The organism is Latilactobacillus parafuchuensis, assembly GCF_055271665.1.
In genome coordinates, this window is the sequence record NZ_CM143875.1 from 543075 (window position 1) to 567941 (window position 24867).

General features: G+C 41.1%; 23 protein-coding genes. 3 read left to right on the forward strand and 20 right to left on the reverse strand.

Translation table 11 applies throughout. The annotated features are described in order from the left end of the window. Positions 1–152 precede the first annotated feature (152 nt). The 5 genes from ACVPPQ_RS03010 to ACVPPQ_RS03030 all read right to left on the reverse strand — a co-directional run bounded on the left by ACVPPQ_RS03010 (position 153) and on the right by ACVPPQ_RS03030 (position 5890). Entirely contained in the window at positions 153–992 is an 840-nt protein-coding gene (locus ACVPPQ_RS03010; RefSeq protein ID WP_463495609.1) for a PRD domain-containing protein, read from the reverse strand. A 206-nt stretch (positions 993–1198) separates the two neighbouring features. Continuing rightward, a complete protein-coding gene (locus ACVPPQ_RS03015) occupies positions 1199–2425 on the reverse strand; it encodes an ArgE/DapE family deacylase (RefSeq protein WP_463495611.1) in 1227 nt (408 codons plus the stop codon). A 167-nt stretch (positions 2426–2592) separates the two neighbouring features. Beyond that, on the reverse strand, positions 2593–3990 hold the full coding sequence (locus ACVPPQ_RS03020) for an Nramp family divalent metal transporter (protein ID WP_025082647.1): 1398 nt from the start codon (positions 3988–3990) through the stop codon (positions 2593–2595). A 284-nt stretch (positions 3991–4274) separates the two neighbouring features. Continuing rightward, the gene (locus tag ACVPPQ_RS03025; RefSeq protein WP_463495613.1) at positions 4275–4493 is read right to left on the reverse strand and encodes a hypothetical protein; all 219 of its coding nucleotides are present in this window, start codon (positions 4491–4493) and stop codon (positions 4275–4277) included. A gap of 230 nt (positions 4494–4723) precedes the next feature. Further along, a complete protein-coding gene (locus ACVPPQ_RS03030) occupies positions 4724–5890 on the reverse strand; it encodes a cation:proton antiporter (RefSeq protein WP_463495615.1) in 1167 nt (388 codons plus the stop codon). 366 nt (positions 5891–6256) lie between these two features. Between ACVPPQ_RS03030 and ACVPPQ_RS03035 the strand changes: the two genes are divergently transcribed. Further along, on the forward strand, positions 6257–8944 hold the full coding sequence (locus ACVPPQ_RS03035) for an HAD-IC family P-type ATPase (RefSeq protein WP_463495617.1): 2688 nt from the start codon (positions 6257–6259) through the stop codon (positions 8942–8944). A gap of 64 nt (positions 8945–9008) precedes the next feature. Here the strand turns inward: ACVPPQ_RS03035 and gntK are convergent, their stop codons facing one another. Together gntK and gnd are read right to left on the reverse strand one after the other, a co-directional pair. After that, positions 9009–10544: a gluconokinase gene (gntK, locus tag ACVPPQ_RS03040; protein WP_463495619.1), complete on the reverse strand. Its 1536-nt coding sequence runs from the start codon at positions 10542–10544 to the stop codon at positions 9009–9011. A gap of 36 nt (positions 10545–10580) precedes the next feature. Next, a complete protein-coding gene (gene gnd, locus ACVPPQ_RS03045; protein WP_463495621.1) occupies positions 10581–11480 on the reverse strand; it encodes a phosphogluconate dehydrogenase (NAD(+)-dependent, decarboxylating) in 900 nt (299 codons plus the stop codon). Between the two features lie 150 nt (positions 11481–11630). Between gnd and ACVPPQ_RS03050 the strand changes: the two genes are divergently transcribed. Next, positions 11631–12473, forward strand: coding sequence for a MurR/RpiR family transcriptional regulator (locus ACVPPQ_RS03050; protein WP_463495623.1), 843 nt, complete (start codon positions 11631–11633; stop codon positions 12471–12473). A 47-nt stretch (positions 12474–12520) separates the two neighbouring features. Here ACVPPQ_RS03050 and ACVPPQ_RS03055 read toward each other — a convergent pair whose 3' ends face one another. From ACVPPQ_RS03055 to ACVPPQ_RS03100, 10 genes are all read right to left on the reverse strand, one after another. Further along, positions 12521–13456, reverse strand: a complete 936-nt coding sequence (locus tag ACVPPQ_RS03055; RefSeq protein ID WP_463495624.1) for a nucleoside hydrolase — start codon at positions 13454–13456, stop codon at positions 12521–12523. A gap of 21 nt (positions 13457–13477) precedes the next feature. Continuing rightward, positions 13478–14272, reverse strand: coding sequence for an energy-coupling factor ABC transporter ATP-binding protein (locus ACVPPQ_RS03060; RefSeq protein ID WP_463495626.1), 795 nt, complete (start codon positions 14270–14272; stop codon positions 13478–13480). Between the two features lie 10 nt (positions 14273–14282). Beyond that, on the reverse strand, positions 14283–15137 hold the full coding sequence (locus tag ACVPPQ_RS03065) for an energy-coupling factor ABC transporter ATP-binding protein (RefSeq protein ID WP_463495628.1): 855 nt from the start codon (positions 15135–15137) through the stop codon (positions 14283–14285). Next, positions 15134–15874, reverse strand: coding sequence for an energy-coupling factor transporter transmembrane component T (locus ACVPPQ_RS03070; RefSeq protein WP_463495630.1), 741 nt, complete (start codon positions 15872–15874; stop codon positions 15134–15136). Before ACVPPQ_RS03070 ends, ACVPPQ_RS03065 begins: the two co-directional genes overlap by 4 nt. Next, positions 15867–16499: an ECF transporter S component gene (locus ACVPPQ_RS03075; protein ID WP_463495632.1), complete on the reverse strand. Its 633-nt coding sequence runs from the start codon at positions 16497–16499 to the stop codon at positions 15867–15869. The genes ACVPPQ_RS03070 and ACVPPQ_RS03075 overlap by 8 nt, the downstream gene beginning before the upstream one ends. 101 nt (positions 16500–16600) lie before the next feature. Then, on the reverse strand, positions 16601–17299 hold the full coding sequence (locus ACVPPQ_RS03080; protein ID WP_463495634.1) for a GntR family transcriptional regulator: 699 nt from the start codon (positions 17297–17299) through the stop codon (positions 16601–16603). A gap of 135 nt (positions 17300–17434) precedes the next feature. Next, positions 17435–18403, reverse strand: coding sequence for a DUF4767 domain-containing protein (locus tag ACVPPQ_RS03085; RefSeq protein WP_463495635.1), 969 nt, complete (start codon positions 18401–18403; stop codon positions 17435–17437). Positions 18404–18426: 23 nt separating this feature from the next. Next, positions 18427–19566, reverse strand: coding sequence for a hypothetical protein (locus tag ACVPPQ_RS03090; protein WP_463495637.1), 1140 nt, complete (start codon positions 19564–19566; stop codon positions 18427–18429). Between the two features lie 29 nt (positions 19567–19595). Then, on the reverse strand, positions 19596–20723 hold the full coding sequence (locus tag ACVPPQ_RS03095; RefSeq protein WP_463495639.1) for a hypothetical protein: 1128 nt from the start codon (positions 20721–20723) through the stop codon (positions 19596–19598). Between the two features lie 21 nt (positions 20724–20744). Continuing rightward, the gene (locus ACVPPQ_RS03100) at positions 20745–21215 is read right to left on the reverse strand and encodes a hypothetical protein (RefSeq protein WP_463495640.1); all 471 of its coding nucleotides are present in this window, start codon (positions 21213–21215) and stop codon (positions 20745–20747) included. Between the two features lie 375 nt (positions 21216–21590). On the opposite strand from ACVPPQ_RS03100, the gene ACVPPQ_RS03105 reads away from it, so the two are divergent. Continuing rightward, positions 21591–21902: a helix-turn-helix domain-containing protein gene (locus ACVPPQ_RS03105; protein ID WP_463495642.1), complete on the forward strand. Its 312-nt coding sequence runs from the start codon at positions 21591–21593 to the stop codon at positions 21900–21902. Here ACVPPQ_RS03105 and ACVPPQ_RS03110 read toward each other — a convergent pair. The 3 genes from ACVPPQ_RS03110 to gltX all read right to left on the reverse strand — a co-directional run bounded on the left by ACVPPQ_RS03110 (position 21897) and on the right by gltX (position 24801). After that, a complete protein-coding gene (locus ACVPPQ_RS03110) occupies positions 21897–22124 on the reverse strand; it encodes a hypothetical protein (protein WP_463495644.1) in 228 nt (75 codons plus the stop codon). The two genes, ACVPPQ_RS03105 and ACVPPQ_RS03110, sit on opposite strands and share 6 nt — an antisense overlap. Before the next feature lie 269 nt (positions 22125–22393). Next, positions 22394–23164, reverse strand: a complete 771-nt coding sequence (locus tag ACVPPQ_RS03115; protein ID WP_463495646.1) for a (S)-acetoin forming diacetyl reductase — start codon at positions 23162–23164, stop codon at positions 22394–22396. Positions 23165–23316: 152 nt separating this feature from the next. Beyond that, positions 23317–24801: a glutamate--tRNA ligase gene (gene gltX / locus ACVPPQ_RS03120; protein WP_463495648.1), complete on the reverse strand. Its 1485-nt coding sequence runs from the start codon at positions 24799–24801 to the stop codon at positions 23317–23319. Between the last annotated feature and the right edge of the window lie 66 nt (positions 24802–24867).

Below are 24867 nucleotides of genomic sequence, written 5' to 3' on the forward strand. Positions count from 1 at the left end.
GCTATTCATATTTAAGCTATTTCCAGTATTTGGCCAATATCCTGAAAATAAAAATACCCAAATACTTTTTGAGATAAGTAACCATTATCGTTACTAACCTCAAAAAATATTCGGGTAATGCCTGATCGAATCAGTGACAATCCTAAATATTGCTATTCTCTTGTTAAGCGCCATATATGCAGCGTTAAATACATCATTTCATTATTTGAAATATCCCAATTTTTGGTTGTTTTTAAATACCTTTTAATTTTGTCTGACGCTTGATAAGCTCTTGGATATTTTTCCTTAATCACCGTACTAATCATCGGGTCCAATTCTTTGCCATTAACATCATTATTTAATTGACGAATCATAAAATATCTTAAGTGTGTCAAAAATCTAGCATAGTTCATTGAACTTGTATCTAATTTCATTTGAAAATGATACCCAATAATCTCTAGAATTTGATTAATCACTGCGGTTAATTCAATCGTATCTGCCAATGGTGTTTCTTTGTTTTGAGCGCTGACATAATGATACGTGAAAAAAGTTAACTCACTCTTCGGTAGTTCAATATCTGTTCTTTGTTTAATATAATCTAACGATTTTTCAGCGGCTCGATATTCTTTAGGATACAAGCTTCGAACTTCCCACCGAAACTCATTTGGATAGTCATTTCCTTTTCTAATTCTTTCTAAAGCAAAGTTAAGATGATCCGCTAATGCTAAGTAGTTGTAATTACTAAACACAATCCCTAAATATTCAGATACTTGATTACTAACATCTGTGGCGAGTTGTAACGTATTCCCATCGATTTGATTAATGATATCTGACATCTCTTGGTGGTTTTCTAGTTCCCCTTGCGCCTTAAACCGGCGATCAATCGATGCGGTTTCAATTAGACTGCCAACTTCTTTGTCAAAACCAATTCCTTTTCCAAGAAGAATCCATTCAATATTATTTTCATCTTTTGCTAACGCAACATTATTATTTATTTTTTTGATGAAATACATTTTAAGACCTCCTCGTAAAAAAATACCCACTGATAGCCACATAAAACGGCTACCAGTAGGTAATGCCTGATCTAGTCAGTGACAATCCTTATCTGATGAGTTCATCATATCAGTATCAGAAAGCGCTGTCAAACGTTATCTTAACTATCGTACTTTTTTCTGTCTTCATTAAAAAATAGTGCTAATCATTAGTGCATCAGACTCAATCATCCCAACGTCTTAAACAACGTCTGATAGATTTCAATAAAGTCTAAGAACATTGCCTTTGAAACTGATTCATTATCCTGATGCGGTGTATTATTTCCCGGTCCATAGGCCAGGTAGCTAAAACCAGTTTGATTTTTAATTAACAATTTAGCGGCGTCGGTGCCACCAGAAATCCCAACTTTTAAAAATTCGGCCGGACGATAGTCTTTAACCCCCGCAGCAAGCGCCGCCTGTTTCAACTGTTCTGCTTCAGTGGCCGATATTTTTTGCCGTCTGGCGTATGGTTCCGCAATCCGTTGCACGTCGGTTAATAGTGGTGCGTTGACATCCCCTAAAATCGAAACAATGTTCATCGACACCTCGACGCTGATTTGACCGGTCGTCGTTTGATTATAGTTGGCCACCACGGCATCAATCGCGTTCAAAATTTGGTCGTTTGAGACTTCTGGAATCGTCCGTAGATTCAACCCAACTGTTGCCAAACTAGGAATCGCATTGATTTGGTTACCACCACTAATCGTATCAACGTTTAATAACGTTTCACCTAAGACCGGATTGGTAACACCGGCCGTTAGTTGATCAATTTGCGTTCTAATTTGTGCTAAAACCGTCAGTAAATGTTCAATCGCGTTATTGCCTAATGCGGGCATCGAACTGTGCGCGGCTTTGCCAACGGATTTAATTTCAATATCCAATTCACCTTTATTGGCGTACACCATATTATAATAGCCGGTCGGTTCTGCAATTAACAACGCATCTACATCGTCGCTGTAACCAGCCATCTCGAGTGCTTCAGCCCCTGGTTGTCCAACTTCTTCACCGGCAGTCGCTAATAACCGAATTGTCCCATTGAAAGTCGCCTGGCTTTCTTTTAATTCGAGCATCGCAATTACTAAAGCCGCTAAACCAGCCTTCATATCGGTCGTCCCTCGGCCAAATAGTTGGTCGCCTTTTGAGGTCAGCTTAAACGGATCGGTTGTCCAATTAGCCACATCCACATCGACCACGTCCATGTGACCGGAAACCGCCAGAATCGGATGGCCACTGCCCATTTCAGCAACCAAATTGGCGCGCTCTGGCTGACCTTCTAGGGGGATCACTTGATTAGTAATCCCCGCTTCATCAAACAGCGTTTTAAGATACGTGGCAACCAATTTTTCATGATTGTTCACCGATTTAATTTCAACCAAATGCTGTAAAATAGTGACTTTCTCTGCTGGACTCATAACCTACCTCCATATAATTTCGTTATGGTTAGTATAGACTAATGCAAGCTTGACAACTAGTGGTCCTTAACCAGGTTAGCTAAAAAACTATAATTACCAATAAATGTAACCCTATCAAAAAAAGCTGTTCATCGCTCACATTATCGAGTGACGGACAGCTTTTTGATTTAGGCGACTAAGCCAATTGTTTGTAAAATCAGATAGATATTTAAAAGAGTTAGCACAACCGTTACAAACCAAGCGGTGTATTTAACCCATGGTCGGTTGACGAATGGTCCCATAATTTTTTCATCACTGGTAAACATCGTCAATGGAATCATAGATACCGGTAACGCCACACTGAGGAAAACTTGTGAATAAATCAATAGGTTTTCGACTTGGGCTTCGTCACCGTGATAATAAACCGTAAAGATGATAACGGGTAGAATTGATAATCCCCGCGTAATCACTCGTCTTGCCCACAATGGAATCTTCATGCGGACGAACCCCTCCATGACAATCTGTCCTGAAAGCGTCCCGGTGATCGTTGAGTTTTGCCCAGAAGCTAATAAGGCAATCGCAAATAATAAACTCAACATTGGGCTGGCAATACTGCCGACAATTTCTTTGTTTTGTAAGGCGTTAAATAAATCAACAAAGCGTCCTAACTCACTATTAGTCCCGAAGAACATTGCGGCCCCTAAGATTAATAGTAAACAGTTAACAATGAATGCAATCGATAATTGAATATTAGAATCAATAACCGTAAACTTGATTGCTTTCCGTTTTTCAGCAACATCATCACGGTCGTATTGCCGTGCTTGGGCAATTGATGAATGTAAATACAAGTTATGCGGCATCACCGTTGCCCCGACGATTCCTAATGCTAAGAATAACATCTTACGATCCGTGACAATTTTAGGATTTGGTACAAAGCCTTTTGCAACGTCGACCATATTAGGTTGTGCTAGAATCACTTCATATAAAAAGACGAATAGAATAACGGCCACTAAAGTCGCCACAATGGCTTCAATTTTACGGAAACCAAGTTTCATCAATAATAATAGCAATAATACATCAAATGCAGTAATGAGAACGCCCCATAATAGCGGGATATTGAAAATCAATTCTAACGCGATTGCCGAACCAATAATCTCGGCGATATCGGTGGCCATGATGGCTAATTCGGTGACAATCCACAAGAAAATCCCCATTTTCTTGCCGGTCTTAGCCCGCGTCATTTGGGCTAAATCCATGCCCGTCACAATTCCGAGCCGGGCTGCCATTGCTTGGAGCAACATGGCAATTAAGTTTGATACTAAAATAACACTAATCAACGTATAAGCATACTGAGCACCACCGGCAATTGACGTAATCCAATTACCGGGATCCATGTAACCTACTGCGACTAACGCCCCTGGTCCCATGAAAGCCATTAAGGTCTTCCAAAAACCCGCGTTCTTTGGAATCGCAACGGTATTGTTGATTTCTTCCAAACTACTACCATCAGCATAATGAATAAATTTCTCATGCTTTTCTTGATCGACTTCACTTTGTTGTGAATTCTCTCGCTGCTTCTTATCCATAAAAGCACCTCTTTCTCTTCGATTGAGTCGTACAACTATTAGGATTCAATGACTTTGATTTTAGGATAACCTAACTTTACTGGTCCCCACCGCTCACATAATCCTTCATTAGTTTAGCATAACTTGTTTCAATTGTCCTAGAACTCGTTTAAAAAAATTGATGACATTTCCATTATTCTTGACACCACTTGATTTGAAACCGAATCCAATTTCAGCGCACACAAAAACAGCCGTCACCGGGGGAGGTTAACGACTGTTTACTAGGGGGGAGGAATGAATTAATCTTAACAAGTCAATTTAGTTAACGAGATATTGCTTAATTGCTGTCGATGCACAATAATCCGCTGCATCAATTCATGAACAACGTGTCGATCATTCGGCGCATAATGCAATATTAGCACATGCACTGAATGATCCCACTTCGCGATGACCTTACCAATGTAAGTTTCCGTCATCAATTCATTGGACTGACAGCGAACTAAATCACCTACAACAATTGTCATGATTACATACCTCGTTAATTAATTTTTGACCGTGAATAAAGTATATCGTGTTCAACTTCACAAGTCAACAATTTACCTATGCTTATCATTAGAAAAATTTTATAATGGTTGTCTATTATTTAATAGTGCACACCCTTTATTAATTCATTAATCAACTAATTATGTCTGACTGTCCTGATGACTCAGTTAAAGACAGATTGTCCTTTCTATATTTAGCCCATCAGTCATTTTTAAATTTCAGCCTCCGTCATTTGTTGTCGCTTAATGGCCCCTTTCAAAATCAGTGGGGCCATGATTGTCGTTAATATGATGACAAAAATAATGGCTGAATAATACGTCTCACTGATTAGCTTAGCACCATAACCGATCTGAGCAATGATTAGCGCCATTTCACCACGAGAGACCATCGCCGCACCAATCGTTTTAGCCCCCGCTTTTGAGACCCCAAAACCGCGAGCACCCAAACTACCACCAATTAATTTAGTGACAACTGCTAATATAGTCAACAATATAATGAAGACTAAATGGCGGTTTAAATCGTTAAACGTCATCGATAATCCAATACTGACAAAGAAAACCGGGATAAAAACCGTATAACCAATTGGTTCAATATGCCGATTGATTTCTGCCTTATACGGTGTCTGTGAAATCGCAATTCCGGCAAAAAAGGCACCAACAACGGTACTCAAATCGACCGCTTCTGCTAACCAAACAAATAGGAAACAAATCGTTAACGAAACAATGGCATTCGAATATGGCACCAATAACCGTTGGCTAAGGTGCATAATGCCGGGTACCAACCATTTCACGCTGAAATACACGACAACGAAGAATGCAATTTGTAAGGCAAAACTAATCCCCAAACTTAAATGGCTACTACTAGAAGTGGCTAATTGATCGCCAAACAAGCTGGTTAGGACGCTTAAAATAATCACCGCTAATAAATCATCGACCACGGCAGCCCCTAAAATAATGGTGCCTTCCTTACTTTCCAGAACATTTAATTCACGCAACACCTCAACCGAAATCGAAACCGAAGTTGCGGCAAAAATCACACCTATAAATAAACTTTCTAATGCGCTAATTTCAAATAGTCGACATAAGACGGTAATCGCCCCAACGGGTAAAACGACACCCAAGACCGCCACGACAACGCTCGGTTTGAGATACCGTTTCAATAATGCCAAATCACTTTCCAATCCAGCGATAAACATCAACAAGACCACGCCGATTTCTGAAAAGGTATGGATAAAACTATCCTCATGTAAAATCCCCAATAAGGCTGGACCTAAAATAATCCCGACTAGCAGTTGACCAATCACCGCGGGTAAGCCCACCCGTTTACTGAGGTGTCCTGCTAATAAGGTACTGATTAAAATAATTGCTAAAGTTGCCATCTAAAAATTCCTTTCATTTCATCAAAAAAGCGCACCAAAATTCCCCTCTACCACCCTAAAGAAGGAAATCTTGAATGCGCAATGCTTCAACCGAATTAACTTTATTTGTACTTCTATCCTAGCACAGTTTTTTCCCCTGGCAAAGTCGTTTTCATTAAATATTTGCTAATAATTCTCATTAGATTGACATAAATACAATTTCTTGATATTTTAGTGTTAGTGATTAAATTTTTAGGAGGTGACTTGGTTTGACAGATAGCTCTGACGAGGCGTCGTGTTTGATTTATTTTGAGATTCCTTTTTTTAGACAAGAATAAGCCGTGGGTGCAACCCCGTATTCAGTCACTATTATAAAGGAGTTTTACCATGACAAAAATATCAAACGCTCATCAGTTAACCATCGAAGAACTACAGTCTCATTATACGGAGAATGACTTCGAACAAGGCTTAAGTCAAAAAGACGCGGCCGCTAAATTATTGGCAGACGGTCCTAACCGACTCGTCAGTCATAAGACCTCTAAATGGGTCCTTTTTTTAAGACAATTCAATAACTTGATTATCTACATTCTAATATTGGCTGCTTTATTAACCTTATTAATGGGCCATTATTCAGATGCGATTATTATCGGGTTAGTGGTGATTATTAACGCCGTCATTGGCTACTATCAAGAAGCCAATGCATCGAATGCCTTAGAACGCATCAAACAATTATTGGCCACTGAAGCCACGGTTTATCGAGATGGTCAACGAATCGATATCCCGACTGATCAATTGGTCGTCGGCGATGTCGTCTTTTTAGAAGCTGGCGATAGTATTCCAGCTGATTTACGGATTGTCTTCGCTGAAAACCTGCGGATTCAAGAAGCAACTTTAACCGGTGAAGCCGATTCAGTCATCAAAACGGATCAACCTTTGGCCGACTCCGCAGTGCCTTTGGCCGAACAACTGAACATGGCCTTCGCCTCAACTTCCGTAACCAACGGTAGTGGGATGGGGGTCGTTGTCGCAACGGCCGACCAAACTGAAATTGGCCAAATTTCAACGGCCGTTAATCAAACGAAAACGCGCGTCACACCATTAATGCGTGAAATCAACGGCGTTGGTGCCGGTGTTTCTTACGTCGTGATTGGTGCCGCCGTCTTACTCTTTATTTTAGGTTTCGTTTTCGGGACTTACTCGGTCTCCGTCTTAGCCGTCGCAATCGTTGCTATGGTCGTTGGTTCGATTCCTGAAGGTTTACCAGCCACGACTTCCGTTATTTTAGCGATGGGTGTCAGCGAAATGGCTAAAAAGCAACATACCATTGTTAAAACGTTACCCGCCGTTGAAACTTTAGGCGCAGTCGATGTCATTGCGACCGATAAAACCGGGACGTTAACTAAAAATGAAATGACGATTAAAGAAATCATCACCCCCGAACAAACGTATCAAGTAACTGGTAACGGTTACGTCCCAGAAGGTGCCATTCAAATCGACGGTCAACCGGTTGAACTCAACGATCGCTTGAACCTCTTTTTAGAAGCGGGCTTTGAAGCCAACGATACCACGTTAGTGAAAACGGATCAGGGCTGGGTGATCAATGGTGAACCAACCGATGGTGCCTTCTTAACGGCCTATTATAAAGTCCACCCCGACCAAACAATTCCAGCCAACGAAGAACTCGATATGTTACCATTCGATTCTGATTACCGTTACATGGCTAAACTGGTGACCTTACCGACTGGCCAACACCGGATTTATTTAAAGGGTTCACCAGATAAATTACTCCCAATGGCAGCCCAATTCGATGCCCATTTTGACACTACACCTTGGCAAACGACCGTTCAACGCTTATCAGAACAAGGTAAACGGGTGATTGCGGTTGGTTATCTCGACGTCGCTGACACGATTGATAAGGTAACGCATGAACAACTCAATACCGGGATTCAATTACTCGGCTTAGCTGGCATTATTGATCCCCCACGTGATGAAGTCATTCAAGCCTTAAAAGAAATGAACCGTGCCGGCATTGACGTTAAGATGATTACCGGTGACCACCCCGCTACTGCCAAAGCCATTGGCGAACAATTAGGATTAGCCGACCAAATCAAAGCGATTACCGGTGCTGAATGGGAACAGTTAAGCGCTGAAGAAAAAGAAGCCGCTGCTGTTGACCATCAAGTTTTTGCACGGACAACACCGAAGAATAAACTCGAAATCGTCCAAGCACTCCAAGCACGCCATAAAGTCACGGCGATGACCGGTGATGGTGTCAACGATGCCCCTGCTTTAAAACAAGCTGATATTGGCGTTGCCATGGGGATTAAAGGGACCGATGTTGCCAAAGATTCGGCCGATATGATTTTAACCGATGATAACTTCGCAACCATGTCGAAAGCGATTTTTGAAGGGCGCCGGATTTACGACAATATCAAGAAGAGTATCTTATTCTTATTGCCAACTTCATTTGCTGAAGGTTTGATTGTTGCGTTCACGATTTTAATGCAACAACCGATGCCACTCCAAGCGACGCAACTCTTGTGGATCAACATGGTGTCCGCGATTACGATTCAGTTCGCATTTATCTTCGAACCGGCTGAATCTGGGATTATGTATCGTAAACCCCGCAAAACCGGTCAATCTTTAATGAACAAACACGATGTCTTCCAAATGGCCTACGTTTCAATTTTGATGGCCTTGTTCGGTTTAATCGCCTATCAATGGTTGATCAGCAAGGGCGTTGACCAAGCGACTGCCAGCACGATGATGGTCAATATGATTATCATCAGTAAGATTGGTTATCTCTTTAACATTCGGACCAAAGAATTAGCTTTCTCAAAAGCCTTCTTCACCAATCCGAAAGCCTTCTTGATTATCGCATTAATGCTCGCGTTACAATTGATTTTAACTTACGTACCATTCATGCAACACGTTTTCTACACCGAACCCTTAACGATGCTTGAATGGGGTGTCGCGATTGCCGCTGGTTTATTAATTTTAGTGCTCACCGAAATTGATAAAATTATCCGTTTAATCTACCACCGCGCAGCGCGTCAAGCCAAAGAAACGAAATAAAATCTCTAAAAAAGCAGTTGAAGCGCCCATTTCAGGACGTTTCAACTGCTTTTTGAATTATCATTTAATGTACATGCCGCCGTTGAAAATCAGCAATCGCACTGTATTCTGAATCCAACTCATGCGTCAGTCGCAACCAAATCGGCAATAATTCGCGGTAGACAGCAACATTGGCCTTATTCGGTTGATGAACCTGCGTGACACCAATCATGTCTTTAACGGCTGCCAAATCATCAATCAGACCTAGCGCTTGCATCCCTAACACGGCCGCTCCCAAACACGAGCTTTCAAAGCTAGCGGGAATGGTCACATCCTGTTCAAAAACGTCGGCTAACATTTGCCGCCATAGTTCAGATTGGGCAAATCCGCCGGTCGCTTGAATTCGCTTCGGTTTTCCAGACACCGCTTCAATCAGTTGCATCACCTGGTAGAGATTATAAACCACACCTTCTAAAGCCGCGCGGACTAAATGCGCACGCGTATGTTGGCGTGCTAACCCGAAAAATGAACCACGGGCATCTGCATTCCAGAGGGGGGCGCGTTCACCCCCTAAATAGGGATGACACAATAACCCGTCTGAACCGGCCGGTATTTTAGCAGCCATCTGGGTTAATTGATCGTAGGTTGCGGTCGGTTTATGTGCCGCTGCCAATTGATCAGGCGCAAATAATTGCTCGCGGACCCAACGGAACACAATCCCACCGTTGTTGACCGGTCCGCCAACGACCCACTTGTCTTTTGTCAACGCGTAACAAAATAATTTACCGTCCGGATCAACGACTGGCTGATCGACAACGACGCGCACGGCGCCACTGGTCCCAATTGTCACCGCAACCACTCCGGGGTCGATTGCGCCGACCCCTAAGTTGGATAGAACACCGTCACTAGCGCCAAAGATAAACGGCACGTCAGTACTAATCCCAGTCATTTGACAATAGGCCGCAGCCAAGCCTCGTATTTGCTCAGTCGGAGGCACTAATTCCGGCAATTGATTTCGAGTAATTCCGGCAACCTCTAGCGCCTGTTGATCCCAATCTAGTTCAAAAATATTGAACAATCCCGTCGCCGAAGCGATTGAATAATCCATTTTGTAAGTGTGAAATAAACGTTGAAAAATATAGGTTTTGATATCAATATATTGGACTGCTTGGGCGCACAATTCAGGCTTTTCCCGGTGTAACCAGATAATCTTAGACAAGGGGGCCATCGGATGAATTGGGGTCCCCGTCCGTTGATAAATTGCTTGGCCAACGTCGCTGTCCTTCAATTTCTGACTCTCTTTAGCGGCCCGGTTATCCGCCCAGGTAATCGCGCGCGTTAACGGTTGATTTTGAGCGTCCATCAAAATTAAACTGTGCATCGCTGCGGAAAAACTAACGCCCTGCAGTTCACCTGATTGAACATGACCTTCACGCATGACTTGCCCTAAAACCGTAATCACCGCATCAAAAATTTCGGCCGGATCTTCTTCCGCCATCTCCGGTGTCGTTTGGTATAACGGATAGCCGATATTCGCGGAGGCTTTCACTTGCCCGGTTAAATCGTATAGAACCGCTTTAGTACTCGTAGTTCCAACATCAATGCCAATCATATATTTCATCGTTAACCCCCACTTTTAAGCGTGCCATTAGCCGATTTATTTTTTATCGACAGCGTGCCCGCCAAATTCGTTTCTTAAAGCCGCGACGACTTTACCCGTAAAGGTATCATCTTCCATTGACCGGTAGCGCATCATCAATGACATCGCGATGACCGGTGTTGGCACTTGTAATTTCAAGGCTTCATCCAAAGTCCATTTGCCTTCGCCAGAAGAATGCATGACACCTTTGAGTTGTTCCAAGTTAGGGTCTTTTGAAAAGGCAGATTGAGCTAGTTCCATGAGCCAACCACGAATCACTGAACCGTTACTCCAAACTTTAGCGACGGCTTCGTTATCATAATCAAACTGGCCATGTTCCAAAACGTCGAACCCTTCAGCGATTGATTGCATCATCCCGTATTCAATCCCGTTGTGGACCATCTTCAAATAATGACCACTGCCGGCTTTACCGGTATACAGGTAACCATTTTCTTGGGCAATCCCTTCAAAAATCGGTTCGATAATCTTAAAGGCTTCGGCGTCATCGCCACCAATCATGAAGTTACCATCGTGATTAGCACCACTCATCCCACCGGAAGTCCCAGCATCGAAGAACTTAATGCCTTGCGCGCTTAACAACTCATTATGTTTCAGGGAATCTTCAAAAAATGAATTACCACCATCGATTAAGATATCGTTGGCGTTTAGTTTTTCGCTAAACGTTTGAATCGTCGCATCGGTTGGCTTGCCAGCGGGTAACATCACCCAGACAATCTTTGGTGTTGGTAATTGGGCAATGACATCGTCTAAATCAGTAGCGGCAATTGCGCCTAAATTCGTGGCTTCCGTGACTGCTGCTTGATTCAAATCATAGGCTACCACTTCATGGCCGTTGCGGCGTAAGTTAGCCACCAAGTTAATCCCCATCTTGCCTAACCCGATCATCGCTAATTTCATCTGTAAAATCCCCTTGTCATTATCCGTATTTTCAACACTATCATTATTATATGAAAACTTTTTTCTTAACACAAGCATTTTCAAGAAAAAAATTTTCATTAGATATCGCTATGCTATACTGATGATAATCAATTCAGGAGGTTCTACCCCATGCCACAAAATATTGATTCATTAATCCATTCCTATTACGACCGTTTAAGTGATAAATATCAACAAATTGCTGATTATATTTTGAAACAAACACATTTTAATCCCGAATTAACCATTCAGGAGCTGGCTGCCGATTGTCAGGTATCAACTGCGACTATTTCGCGTTTTGCCAAAGCGCTCGACTTCACTAACTTCCAAGCTTTAAAATTAGCCTTATTAACCAAAGAACCACTCAAATCGCCACTCTTTCATGAAATTGGCGAACAAGATAGTTTCGTGACAATGGCCGAAAAAATTTTTTCAGCCAATAGTAACGCCTTAAAAGCCACTTGGTCACTATTGACTGAAACCCAATTACAAAAAGCCGTTAGTCTCATCAACCGGACTAAATTACTGGGTCTCTTTGGTTTAGGAGCTTCTGGAATTGTCGCCCAAGATGGTTATCATAAATTCTTACGGACCACAATCCCGACCGTCTTCCAGCAAGATTATCATATGCAACTAATGCAAGCAACGAAACTAACAGAGACCGATTGCGCCATTATCATTTCGCACAGCGGTCAAAATAAAGACGCGCTCGAACTCGCACGCATTCTAAAAGAACGGCAGGTTCCATTGATCGTCGTCACTAGTTTTGGCAATTCAGCTTTGGCCAATCTCGGGGACGTCACTTTACTGTCAATTTCTGAAGAAACCAATTATCAAGCCGAGGCCCTACACGCCTTAATTGCCCAAATCAGTTTGATTGATAGTCTGTTCATGATGGTTGCCATCAGCAACGGAGACCAAACGGAACAAACCTTCCAAGAAATCCGCACCGAAATTGATCGCACAAGACTATAAAAAAAGTGGCCCCAGTCGGGGCCACTTTTTTTGATTGTTTGCTAAGCTTAGACTAAATCTAATTGACGAATTGATTCACAGATTAAATCTCGATAGCGTTCACGTTCAACATCCAATAAAACTAACGTCGTGTTTTTATTTTCTGGTAACAATCGTTTATCCGCGATTGTCGTCCCCCGGGCACTCGAATCATCCGTCACAACATCAACCGAATATTCTTGACCCATAAACATCGTTGGATCTAATAAATAAGCTATCGTACACAAATCATGAATCGGACTATTCTTAAAACCAAATTGTTTGCCTGATTCAAAATAGAAACTTAATAAATCATAGACAATTTGGCTAATCGGTCCTTGTTGATTAAAGGCTTCAATTTCGTCGAACGTCAGATACGCTTTTTCAGTCACGTCTAACCCGGCCATCACAATCCGAATGCCTGCTGAAAAAACAATTTTAGCGGCTTCAGGATCAGTCCAAATATTAAACTCAGCGGATTTGGTCACATTCCCGTGATCCAGGCCCCCGCCCATGATGACGATTTCTTCAATATCATCCTTCACTTCCGGGAAAGCTTTCAATAATAGCGCGATATTGGTTAACGGTCCGGTTGCAACAATCGTCACTAAAGCCGGCGCCATTTGTAGTTTCTTGCGTAAAAAAGTCACCGCATTTTGACTACTAATCGGATAATTTAAATCTTGTTCATCAAAAAGATGCCCGTCCATCCCTGATTGTCCGTGAGCATTGGTCGCCGGATAAAATTCTTTCACCAACGGTTTCGATTGACCGGTTGCCAATTCAATGTTAGCGTGTGTCACAGCCAATATATGTTGGGCATTCTGGGTGACATTCTCCAGAGTTTGATTGCCCCCAATCGTCGTGACTGCCAGGATATTGAGTGCCTCCGGGTGCGCAATCGCTTCAAACAAGGCTAGCGCATCATCGTGTCCTGGATCACAATCAAAAATAATATTTTTCATCAATCAATAATCCTTTCAAATTCATAGTTGTTTAACCAGTTCAGTCACCGTTAATGGTTTTTCTGTTAAATTTAGTTGTTGCGCAATCTTGAGCGCTTCTGGTGCTTCAATATTCGCCCGTTGCATTAGTTCGGCATTGCCAAATACTTCTGTTGGTGTCCCATCCTCTAAAACATGCTGTTCAGATAATACCACCACTCGTTTAAAATGAGCCGCTACAAATTCCATATCATGGGTAATCACAATCACACATTTGCCTTGATTAACCAGTTCATCAATAATCCCCACCAACTTTTGGCGGCTGACAAAATCCTGCCCCGCTGTGGGTTCATCAAAAATATAGACCGCAGGATCCATTGCGATGATCGCTGCAATCGAAATAAATTTACGTAATGAATACGGGAAGTTATACGGATGTTCATCTAATTCATTTTCCAAACCCGTCATCTGGGCAGCTTGTTGCACCCGCGTCTCCAATTCAGCCTTCCCCAGACCACTCATCTTAGGACCAAACGCAATTTCTTTTCTGACGGTGTTATTAAAAATCTGATCATCCGGATTTTGAAACGCATAACCGACGCGCCGAGCCACTTGCGCAGTTGATTCACCTTGGACGTCTTGGCCTTCAATCAGTACTTTCCCTTTAGTCGGGGTTAATAAATGATTCATTAATTTAACCGTTGTCGATTTACCCGCGCCATTTTGACCCACAATCGCAGTAGCGGTGCCTGTTTCAAATTGTAAATTGATAGCCTCAATCACCATTTGATCGTGACGATAGGCAAACGAAACATCTTCAAGCTTAACGATACTCATGATTAAAACCTCACTTTTTCAACTGATTAATGATGGCGACAATTTCTTCTGTCTTGATTGGTACTGTATTCGTCTCGGGAAGCTGATATTTAACTTTTAATTGTTTATAAATTTGCGTTGCCGTCGGTAATCCGGCTGTATATTGTTCATCGAGTTGGGCAAAAACACGGCCGGGTTCATCAAACGCCACTTGCTGACCGTCCTGATTCAAGACAACCACCCGATCAATTAATTGCGCCATCAAATCGACTTTATGTTCCACAATAATCACCGTTTTATGCTTAGCTTTTAGCTGTTTGATAATCTCAAAAACTTGGCGAGTACCAACCGGATCCAATTGCGAAGTTGGTTCATCAAAGATATAAATGGCCGGATCAATCGCCAGAATCGCAGCGATAGCGACTAACTGCTTTTGACCACCCGATAGATCAAACGGGTTTTTATCTTCAATTTTTTGAAGGTTTAATAATGTAATAACCTCGTTAACTCTGGCTTGAATCACCTCAGCCGCTTGACCAAGATTCTCTAAGCCATAGCCGATTTCTTCTTTAACCGTGTCTTTAACGCCCGAAATTTGGGTAAATGGATTTTGAAAAATATACCCGATTAACGTACTTAATTCCGTTTCTGAATAGGTTTCAAGCGCCCGACCATCAACGGTGACACTGCCGGATAAGGTTCCTTGATAGAAGTTAGGAATAAACGATCTGATAATATTGCATAACGTTGTTTTACCAGAACCGTTAACCCCGATAATGCCTAATATTTCACCCTTTTCAACGGTTAGTGAAATATTTTTAAGCGCCAGTTCAGTCGTTAGTGGATAACGATAGCTGACTTGATCTAAGGTAATATACGGTTTCATTTAAACACCCCCACGTAGAAAATCAGACAAAAGGCGACGATGATTACCCACCCAACCACTTTATCAACCGTGGTCTTCTTCATTGGTATCATCAACGTTGGTCGGACCTGATTCGAAAAGGCCCGCGATTGTAACGTTAATACCCGCTCCTCGTTTTGTTCGATTGCGGTTAACACAACTGGGCCCAACATTGGCACTAGTGATTTAAGCCGTTGCCAGAGACCACCTTGGGTTTCGACCCCGCGTGCTTTTTGGGCATCCGTAATCGTAGCGGTTAGCGCCGTCATTTGTGGAATCAATTGCATCGTTGATAAAATGACAAAAATAAATTTTTTAGGCCAACCGGCATTCTGCATCGCGGCTGCAATTTGTTTCACTTCGGTCACTTGGAAAAAACAAATTAGCGTTGCACCAATTGCAATAATTTTGGAAGTCATCGATAAACTGGTCTGGACACCAGTTGCCGAAACGCTTAGCCAATGCCACTGCCAAATAATCTGGTCATGATAAATAAAGACCGATTGAATGATAAATATAAATAGACAGATAATAAAAATCGATTTAAAGAACAGTAATAAATAGGGCTTTAACACGTTGCCTAACGCGGCCACAATCCCAATGATGATAAAAACACTATATTGAAATTGATAGCCGGGTATAAAAACGGCACACATGATAATGCCTAAAACGAACCAAAATTTGGTCGTCGGATATAATTTTTTAATTGGATTATTCATGCATAGATTCCTCCAACTCTTTCAACTTCTTAGGAATATAGTGCCAACCATAGTTGAGTTTCACAAGGAAACGTGGTGGAATATTATGAATAATCAATAAGGCCAACGCCATGTTAATCACTGTGTTGATGGTGCCCGAAATTAAATTAGTTGAAATCACGGATACCCAGATTTGCTGACCAGTTGCTAGAAACGCCGCTGTTAAAAAATCAGTTCCGGTACCGGTCACCCCGCCAAATAATAGCACCGTCACAACAGCAGAAGCTGCGGCGGATACGATATCAACAATAATCGCGGCAATCACTAATCCAAAAACGTTCGTGTACATTTTCCAACGGGATAAATAACCCGTGGCTAACGCGGTACAAAGTGAGACCAACGCAAACGGAATTGAAATTGGGTTTAACATTCCGTTCACCAAATTGCCTAGAATTCCGGTAGCTGCACCAACCCAAGGACCGGCAATCATCGAAACCATTACAGTCCCGATTAAATCAATAAAAATCGGTAATTTCAGAATCGTCGATAATTGATAGCCAACCACACTTAACGACACACCAATCGGGATCAATAATAATGCCAATAAATTGAAATCGTATTTAAGACCAATCTGCTTTTTATTCATTAATGAATAACCCTCCGTCATTTATTCATGCAATCGATTGCATCTAACGTTAAATTACATTAGGATTGGCGGCTAGTCAACGTGATAAAATAGTATTGTTTTTATTTCGTTTGCAAAATGAGTTCGACATTTTTAATTGACGCGTAGTGTTCATTGTATAAAATAACTTTTTGATTATTATTAAATACCGTTTCCTTAATTTGATAAAAAGCGGCATTCGAAACGCCTTGAATCGCGTGAGCAAAGCCTACTTTCCGAGGATCAACCACGGTGATTTCGATATCCGCATTGTGACCCAAAGCATAAATTTGATTTTCAATTAAATCCTGAATCTCTTTTTTACGATACATATCCGTTTCAGTATCGGACACAATTTCCGCTGGAATTAAGCTCTGAGTATTGATAATGATGGCATTATGCGCTTGATACCATAAATCAACTTTAAAATAGGCCCCGACGTTTCTTTTAAAAATATCGTCACTAAACGGATTCGCCTTTTCTACAATACTCTCCGTCATAACGTTCGTAATTTCCAGTTTTGAGATTTGATACGGTAAGGCTTTAAAATGATTTAACGATTTCGTCAGTGGTTTAGCATAGTTCGTAATGAGCCGTTTATTGCCTTCAGCTTTAATATATTTTAAATCGATCAAATACTCGACCGCTTTTCTAGCCGTCACTCGACTGACCTGATAGCGCGTCATTAGCTGTTCATCCGTGAATAGTTTAAAACCGGGTCTTAATATTTCTAATTCAATATCTCGTATTATATTATTAGCAACATTCTCGTATTTATACATCCCGACCACGCTTTCTTATTGTATTAAACAATACTATTATATACTATAAATACATTTGATTTAATTAATCTGATTCCAACAACTAGCAAAAAAAGCATATTCACCAAATCGGGAATATACTTTTTCAATGATTGATTAGCGTGCGACTGTTATATCCTTAGCAATTGGTGCTGTTTCGCCATCTTGCCCATCACGGATACTCCCGTACTGGGCCGTGATGTTAACCCTATTATTCGGTTTTGGCGTTAATTTAAATAAATTCATGCCTTGGGCACCGCCAAAACATTTAATTTCAATACCGCCATTTGGTAGACTATTTTGATTACTCATTTTCGAAGAAGTAAACGCCGCAGAATCATCATGATAAGGTAACTGATTTTTAAGGACAATCTGAACGGCTTCATCGAAGGTAATTGCCTTTTCGGCCGTTGTCGAAGATGTTGACGTGGTGTTAGTGGTCGTTTGCTCGTTAACAATCTTGGTAAAACCGGCTTTTAAATCGGTATTGCCCGTCACATTGAAGTGCAATCGATTATCCGGCATCGCTTGATTTTGCGTCGTCAATAAAACGACCGGTGCGCCATCGTGGAACGTGAATAGGTACAAATGACCACCCACCGTTTTTTGATCCTCATCACAATAAACTGCAACAACGTTATAATCAGCACTACCAGACCCATCCGTACTCCAAGCAGCGGTAATTGGCACATCATCAAGCGACAGATCGGTTTGTGTCAATTGACTTGGAAAATGAATACCGGCATAATCACTATCGCGCGTTAAATCATATGATTGATAGGACTGCCCCATCGTCGCACCCCAACTGCCCATAAAGGTTTGCAACGCTTGTTTTTTAGCATCATTCCACAGTGCGGTTTTAGCTGAACTAGACTGGCTAGCACTAGTTTGACTATTCTCACTGGCACTACTGCTAGTCGTCTCAACCGTTTTTTGGGCTTTCGGTTTATCCCGACTGACGGATACTGATTTAACCTTCGAACTCGTTTTACTTGGTTTAGCACTTGGTGCCGTTGACTTAGCAGAACACCCCGCCAACAAGCTGACTAACACCACCATCCCGACAATTCCCCAACGTTGTTTCATAACAATAACACTCCCCCATTTCGTTACAGTTTAAAATCGATGATATTTTGATTATTTTGCGTATTTTCTTGGTAGGGATCGATTTTGACGGTATCCTCGGCACGTTCGACAACGTTATGGTTGTCATTATTAATGATGGTCGCCAAACTTTTACCGCCCTCTGTTTTTTCATCGCTCCGATAGATAATCGCTTGACGTTCAATCGAAACAGCATAATCCAACGTGATATACCGATTATTAGTCGTTCGATAAATAAAGTAGGCCTGATCGCCATCTAAATAAGCATGTACCAACTGACTGGTCGCAAACTGAACGTAATCTTTGGCCACCTCCGGTTCATAATCAGCAATATACTTAGCCCCTTTAGCTTTAATTGCCTGATCAATGGCCTTTAAATTCGTCATTTGAACTGGATTCTTTTTTAAGCCAACCACCTTAACCGTAACCGTTTGATTCGCCTGACCGCTATACTGATACCGACCGCCATCATTCAACTTTTGTGCTAATTGATTGGTTGTTGCAGTCAGTTGATTCCCATTACGAACAGTTTGATTGGCTTTCATGAATAACTGGGTAACCGCTTGATTCCGCCCCTGTGCTTGATAATAAATCTTAATCTGCCCATGGCCACTAGTTCCGGCCGTTTTAAACTTAAAATCACTGGCTTTAAAACGCGTTATTTTTTGTTGCTTTTTTAAAGCCTTAACTTTGAATTTCTTGGTAACAGTTTTAAAATAGGGCTCATCAGAATGATCGACCAACGTTAATTGGACCTGCTGACCATTCTTAAGCTTACTAACCCGATTCAAGCTTAACCGAGTTGCTGCCATATGGTTAAAATAATCTTGCTCGTGGCTAATTTCGGCCGTCGTCCCCTGCGCCCGAATAAACTTCAATTCACTGGATAAATCGCTAATATTAGTAGCATTGGTAATCACTGATTTTAACGTTTTTTGATTCACTTTTGCTTTTTGACCTTCATACAACGCCACTTGTTTCATGACCGCAAGGCGACTACGATCACTGACCTTTGCAGTCCCATATGGTTGATAACCATTGAAATCAACCTGAGCTTCTTTCAGTAAGCCATTAGCGCCACAACCACTGACGAATAAACAAATGCAAAACAAGAGACTTCCTAGCCCTAGCAATCGATATTTCATGCATTAATCCCCCAAAGTTTCTTTAAACACTATGATAATTTGATGTTAACGACTCCAGTAGTTTCTTTTAAATCTGAATAGCTATTATATTCTGAAGCATTCGCTGGTACCAGTTTACTCCAAGTGACCGTCAAGCCTTTTTCTAATAACTGACCATTGTTGTCATCATCTTTATCATTTAAATACAGTGTATGATCCTTTTCCTTAACCAAAAAATAAAAACTGATAAATTTTCCATCGGTTAACTTATAATAAAAACGAGCTTGATTATCGAGAATAGCCGCATGTACTAGTGTACTTCCTTGAAGATTAAGTAAAATGTCGCTCAGACTTGAATCGGCTTTAGCCGCACTGGCTTTTGTCTTAATCGCTTGATCAATTGCCTTAATATTTTTGATAGTCGTCTGGTCTGATTTCAATCCGCTAATAACTAGCGTGACCTTCTTATTTTTAGGACCAGCAAAGTCATATTGCCCATCACTACCCAAAATATCAGCGATTTCTGAAGGCTCTGTTGTAAATTTATCACCGTTACTAATTGACGTATTTTTTTTCGAAAAAGCCGCTGTTACATCTACATGTTGTCCATGTCCCACATAGAAAATACGAACTAAACCATGGTGATTAGTACCCGATAATTTATTTTTAAAATCACTTTTCTTAAAAGTCGTAATCTTAGTTTGCTTTTTAAGCCCCTTAACTTTAAACGTCTTCGAAATAGTTTTAAAGTAGGGTTCACCTGATTGATCCGTTAGTTTTAACGTTATTTTTTGGCCGTTCTTTAAACCATCGGCCGAATCACCATTAATAACCGTTTCATTAATATGGGTTAAATAATTTTGAATCTTTTCAGTCTCATCAGCGGCCGCCGAAATCTGACTAAAACCGGTATTACTTTCTAAATCATCCACGCTAGTCGCGTTGTCCACAAAGGTCTCCATCGTTTTGGTACTAACCTTGGCTTTTTTACCTTCATACAACGCCACTTCTTTAAGAACGGCTAATTTACTAGCCGATTTTAGTTCAGCAGAACCGTGTTGATTGTAACCATTAAATTCAAATTCGGCCTTATCTAATAGTGAACCAGCACCACAGCCACTTAAAAATAAACTAATCCCTAACATTAATCCTAAAAAGATACCTAACCGTCGTTTCATATCTAATACTCCCCCGAGTTTCTATTTTTTATCGAAATATTGGCCTAAGTCAGTTTTGTCGGCATCATTCGCCAATGCCATATCAACAGTATCTTTAATATCAAGCACCTTGGCTTTTTCAAAGAACGGCACATTGACGATGTAGTCAGCACCTGATCGTTGAATAATCAACGCCGTTTGCACGCCACTACCTAAGACACCCACACCAATAGCTAACAACAATACACCACCAATAAAACTAGTGCTCAGCGTGCTGACCCCCATTAACAAAAAGAAAAGTCCAAACAAAATTGGTACCATTTTATAGCTGGATGACGTTGAAACGGCACTAATATTCTTTAATGGAATGCTTTCGCGATTTTTTCCGGCTGGAATCACACTTAAAATTGTATTTCCTTTTTCAACCTTGATAAACCGTGAATCAACGCTGATGACCCCTTTAATCCAGAAAAACAATAATGATAATGAGTATTCAATTTTCTTTTCTTGCATAATAATTCCCCTATAATTTTATTTAGTACGCTATTGTCATTAAGAAATGACCGATCTGACTGATAATTTGCTGAATGATCAAATCAACACTGGGGATTCCCCATAAAAACAAACTAGTGCTAAAATCTCCGATACTCAACCTAACACATTTTCCTGTTGCAGCACCCCATTCCTCCCCCCAATTAGATAACCCAGTCAACGACCAGTTTTTATCATTGACAATTTATCACCTAAAATTTGATAATCGATAGTAGTATTATATCATTTTATCTCTTTTTTGCCATGTTTCGTAAAATAAAATGGCATCTATGCTCTTTTAACTCTAAAAAAAATAATCTATCGTTAACTATATCTATTATGATAGGAGCTAATTGCATGCTTGATACCATCAGTCAACTGATCCGCAACCGCCGCAAATCATTGGGCCTGACTATCGAAGAACTCGCTGAAAAATCTGGTAGTTCTTATAGTTTTATTTCCCGGATTGAACGTGGTGAAGTCGATAATCTTAAACTTAAAAAATTAAATGATATTGCGCAAGCCTTAAACTTAAACATGGCCGATTTTTTCGGCGATCCGGCGTTATCGGGTGTTCAAACGCTCGAATTGATGCGCTATTTAGCGACACTCCCAGCTGACAAACGGGAAGAAGTGGCCGCGGCTTTATTGAAAGTCATTCATCTATAAATGGTACTGTGCAACAACCAATTCAGCCATTTGATCGATTGAATATTGCGCTTCATACTGCTTAAACCAGCCCGTCAGATCGATTATTTCGTCATCAATTTTAACGGTGTACAATCCGAAATCATGAAAATCAAATTGGTGCTGACTATGAATATAAATTTCAAATTTAAAATCTTGAAGTTTCTTTAGATTAGTCAATAACTGATCATTTTGCCTTATCATCCGCAATCCCACCTCTAACTATTATTTTAATTTGACGTCAAAAAAAGTAAGTTCAATCAACTGATTAAACTTACTTTAGCTCATGCCTTATTATTTGTAAATAGCTTACGACAACGTGAATTAATTCCTGCCAGTAACCCAAGGAGTACTTCTTATTAGCAGGAATTAATTTTAACACCCTTGTCAATTAATTACAATCCACTTTTAAAAATTGGACATCAAACTAAAATCGCTTACCCTCAATTGAGGATAAGCAATTTTTTTATACACTAGTTAAAGACCATTCCACCATCAATAATTAACGCTTGACCGGTCATATAATTGGAATCAGGACCTGCTAAGTAAGCGACACAGGCCGCAACATCTTCGGGTTCCGATAAACGGCCAAGCGTAATATCTTTGGCGAATTGTTGCATGCCCCATTCATCATCTTTGCCGGCATTTTGACCAACCGTGTGAGCAATATCTAACATCATTGGCGTCTTTACAATCCCGGGGCAATAAGCGTTAACCGTAATCCCTTGCGCCGCTAAATCACGCGCCGCCGTTTGCGTAATCCCACGAATGGCAAACTTAGTGCCACCGTATAAAGCCAACTCTGGGTTACCGACTTGCCCCGCTTGCGATGAGGCGTTAATAATCTTGCCACCATGACCTAAATCTCTGAAGGCCTTGACCGCGGCTTGAATGCCCCAATAAACACTACCGACATTGATTGCATACACTTTCTCGAATTGTTCCGGTGTGATGGTTTCAATTGGTGTCGTTGGGCCGACACCGGCGTTATTGACAACCACATCTAATCCGCCTAATTGTTCAACCGTCGTTGCAACCGCCGCAAAAACTTGATCCCGATCAGAAACATCAACTTTGACCGCAATTGCTTGACCAGTTTGATTGATTTCAGCGGCCACAGCTTGGGCCCCTTCTAAATTATAATCAGCAATTGCTACTGAAAAGCCATCATTCGATAAACGTTTTGCAACTGCTTCCCCAATTCCTTGGGCTGCGCCAGTAATAAATGCTACTTTGTTTGTCATCATCAAGACCTCCTAAATGTATACCTGATTATATCAGTAAAACGCTTACATTGATAGCATTAATCTCTTCCGTCATTTCAAGCAATGTCAAAAAAGGCCGCATAAACTGAATCATGAACTGATTCAGTCTATGCGACCTTTCGGAGACACTATTAAATTTCTTTTAGCGTTTTAGCGAGATGTGCTAGCACTTTTTCTTTGCCTAATAATTCGATTGAATCAGGTAATGAAGGACCGTGCATTTCACGCGTCGTTGCAATCCGGATTGGCATGTACAATTGACGGCCTTTAATCTTCGTATCTTTTTGGATACTCTTGATGACGGCCATAATCCGAGGCGCCGTGAATAACGTCACGGCGTTTAAACGTTCGCTGAATTCTTTTAAGACGATTGGCGCTGTTTCATTTTGGAGTTCTTCCAAAGCTTCAGCGTCTAATTGTTCGGGTTCTTCAAAGAAGACGTCCGCCATCTCAACAATTTGAGCGGTATAACTCATTTGATCTTGATATAACGCAATCAAATGACGGGCCCATTCAATCGTTTTAGTGTCAGGATTTCCCGCAATCTTACCGGCTTTAATCAAGCTTGCTAAAGCTAAATCCATGATTTTATTATTATCAGTCGTTTTAACGTATTGATTATTAACCCATTCTAGTTTCTTTTGATCGAAACTAGCAGGTGATTTACTCAAGCGTTTTGGATCAAACTGTTTAATGAATTCTTGACGGTTAAAGATTTCGCTTTCGCCGACTGGTGACCAACCTAATAAAGCGATGAAGTTAAACATGGCTTCTGGTAAGTAACCTAATTCACGATATTGTTCGATAAATTGGAGCACTGATTCGTCACGTTTACTTAATTTCTTACCGGTTTCGGTATTGATGATTAAGGTCATATGGCCAAACGTTGGTGGTGTCCACCCGAAGGCTTCGTAAACGGCCAATTGTTTAGGCGTGTTGGCGATATGATCGTCGCCCCGTAAGACGTGCGTGATTTCCATCAAATGGTCATCAACGACGACTGCGAAGTTATAGGTTGGCATGCCGTCACGTTTCATGATGACGAAATCGCCACCTAAACGGTCTGATTCAAAGCTGATTTCACCTTTGACGATGTCATCAAATTTATAAATATGGTCTTTAGGCAAACGTAACCGGACAACGGGTTGCAACCCTTTGGCTTTAGCAGCGTCTTGAACGGCTTTAATTTCAGCATCGTCCATACCTTCATATTCATAAAGATAACGAGGGGCTTCGCCAGCAGCTTTTTGTGCTTCACGTTGTTCTGTCAATTGATCTTCAGTCATGTAAGATTCATAAGCCAAACCTTTTTCAACTAATTCTTGAATAAGTGGTGTATAAATTTCACGACGTTCTGATTGGCGGTATGGGCCGAAGTCACCGGGTTTATCGGGACCTTCATCCCAGTCCATGCCTAACCATTTCAAGTTATCTAATTGACTTTTTTCACCATCGGCAATGTTTCTCTTGGTATCCGTGTCTTCAATCCGAATCACGAATGTCCCTTTGTTGTGCCGTGCGAATAAGTAATTAAACAATGCTGTCCGAGCATTTCCGATGTGCAAATGCCCAGTTGGACTTGGTGCATAACGCACGCGGATTTTGTTCTTTGCCATAAAAAAATACGCCTCTTTCTAAAATTATACTTATCTTCTAGTTTACCGTTATTATCCCTAAAAATA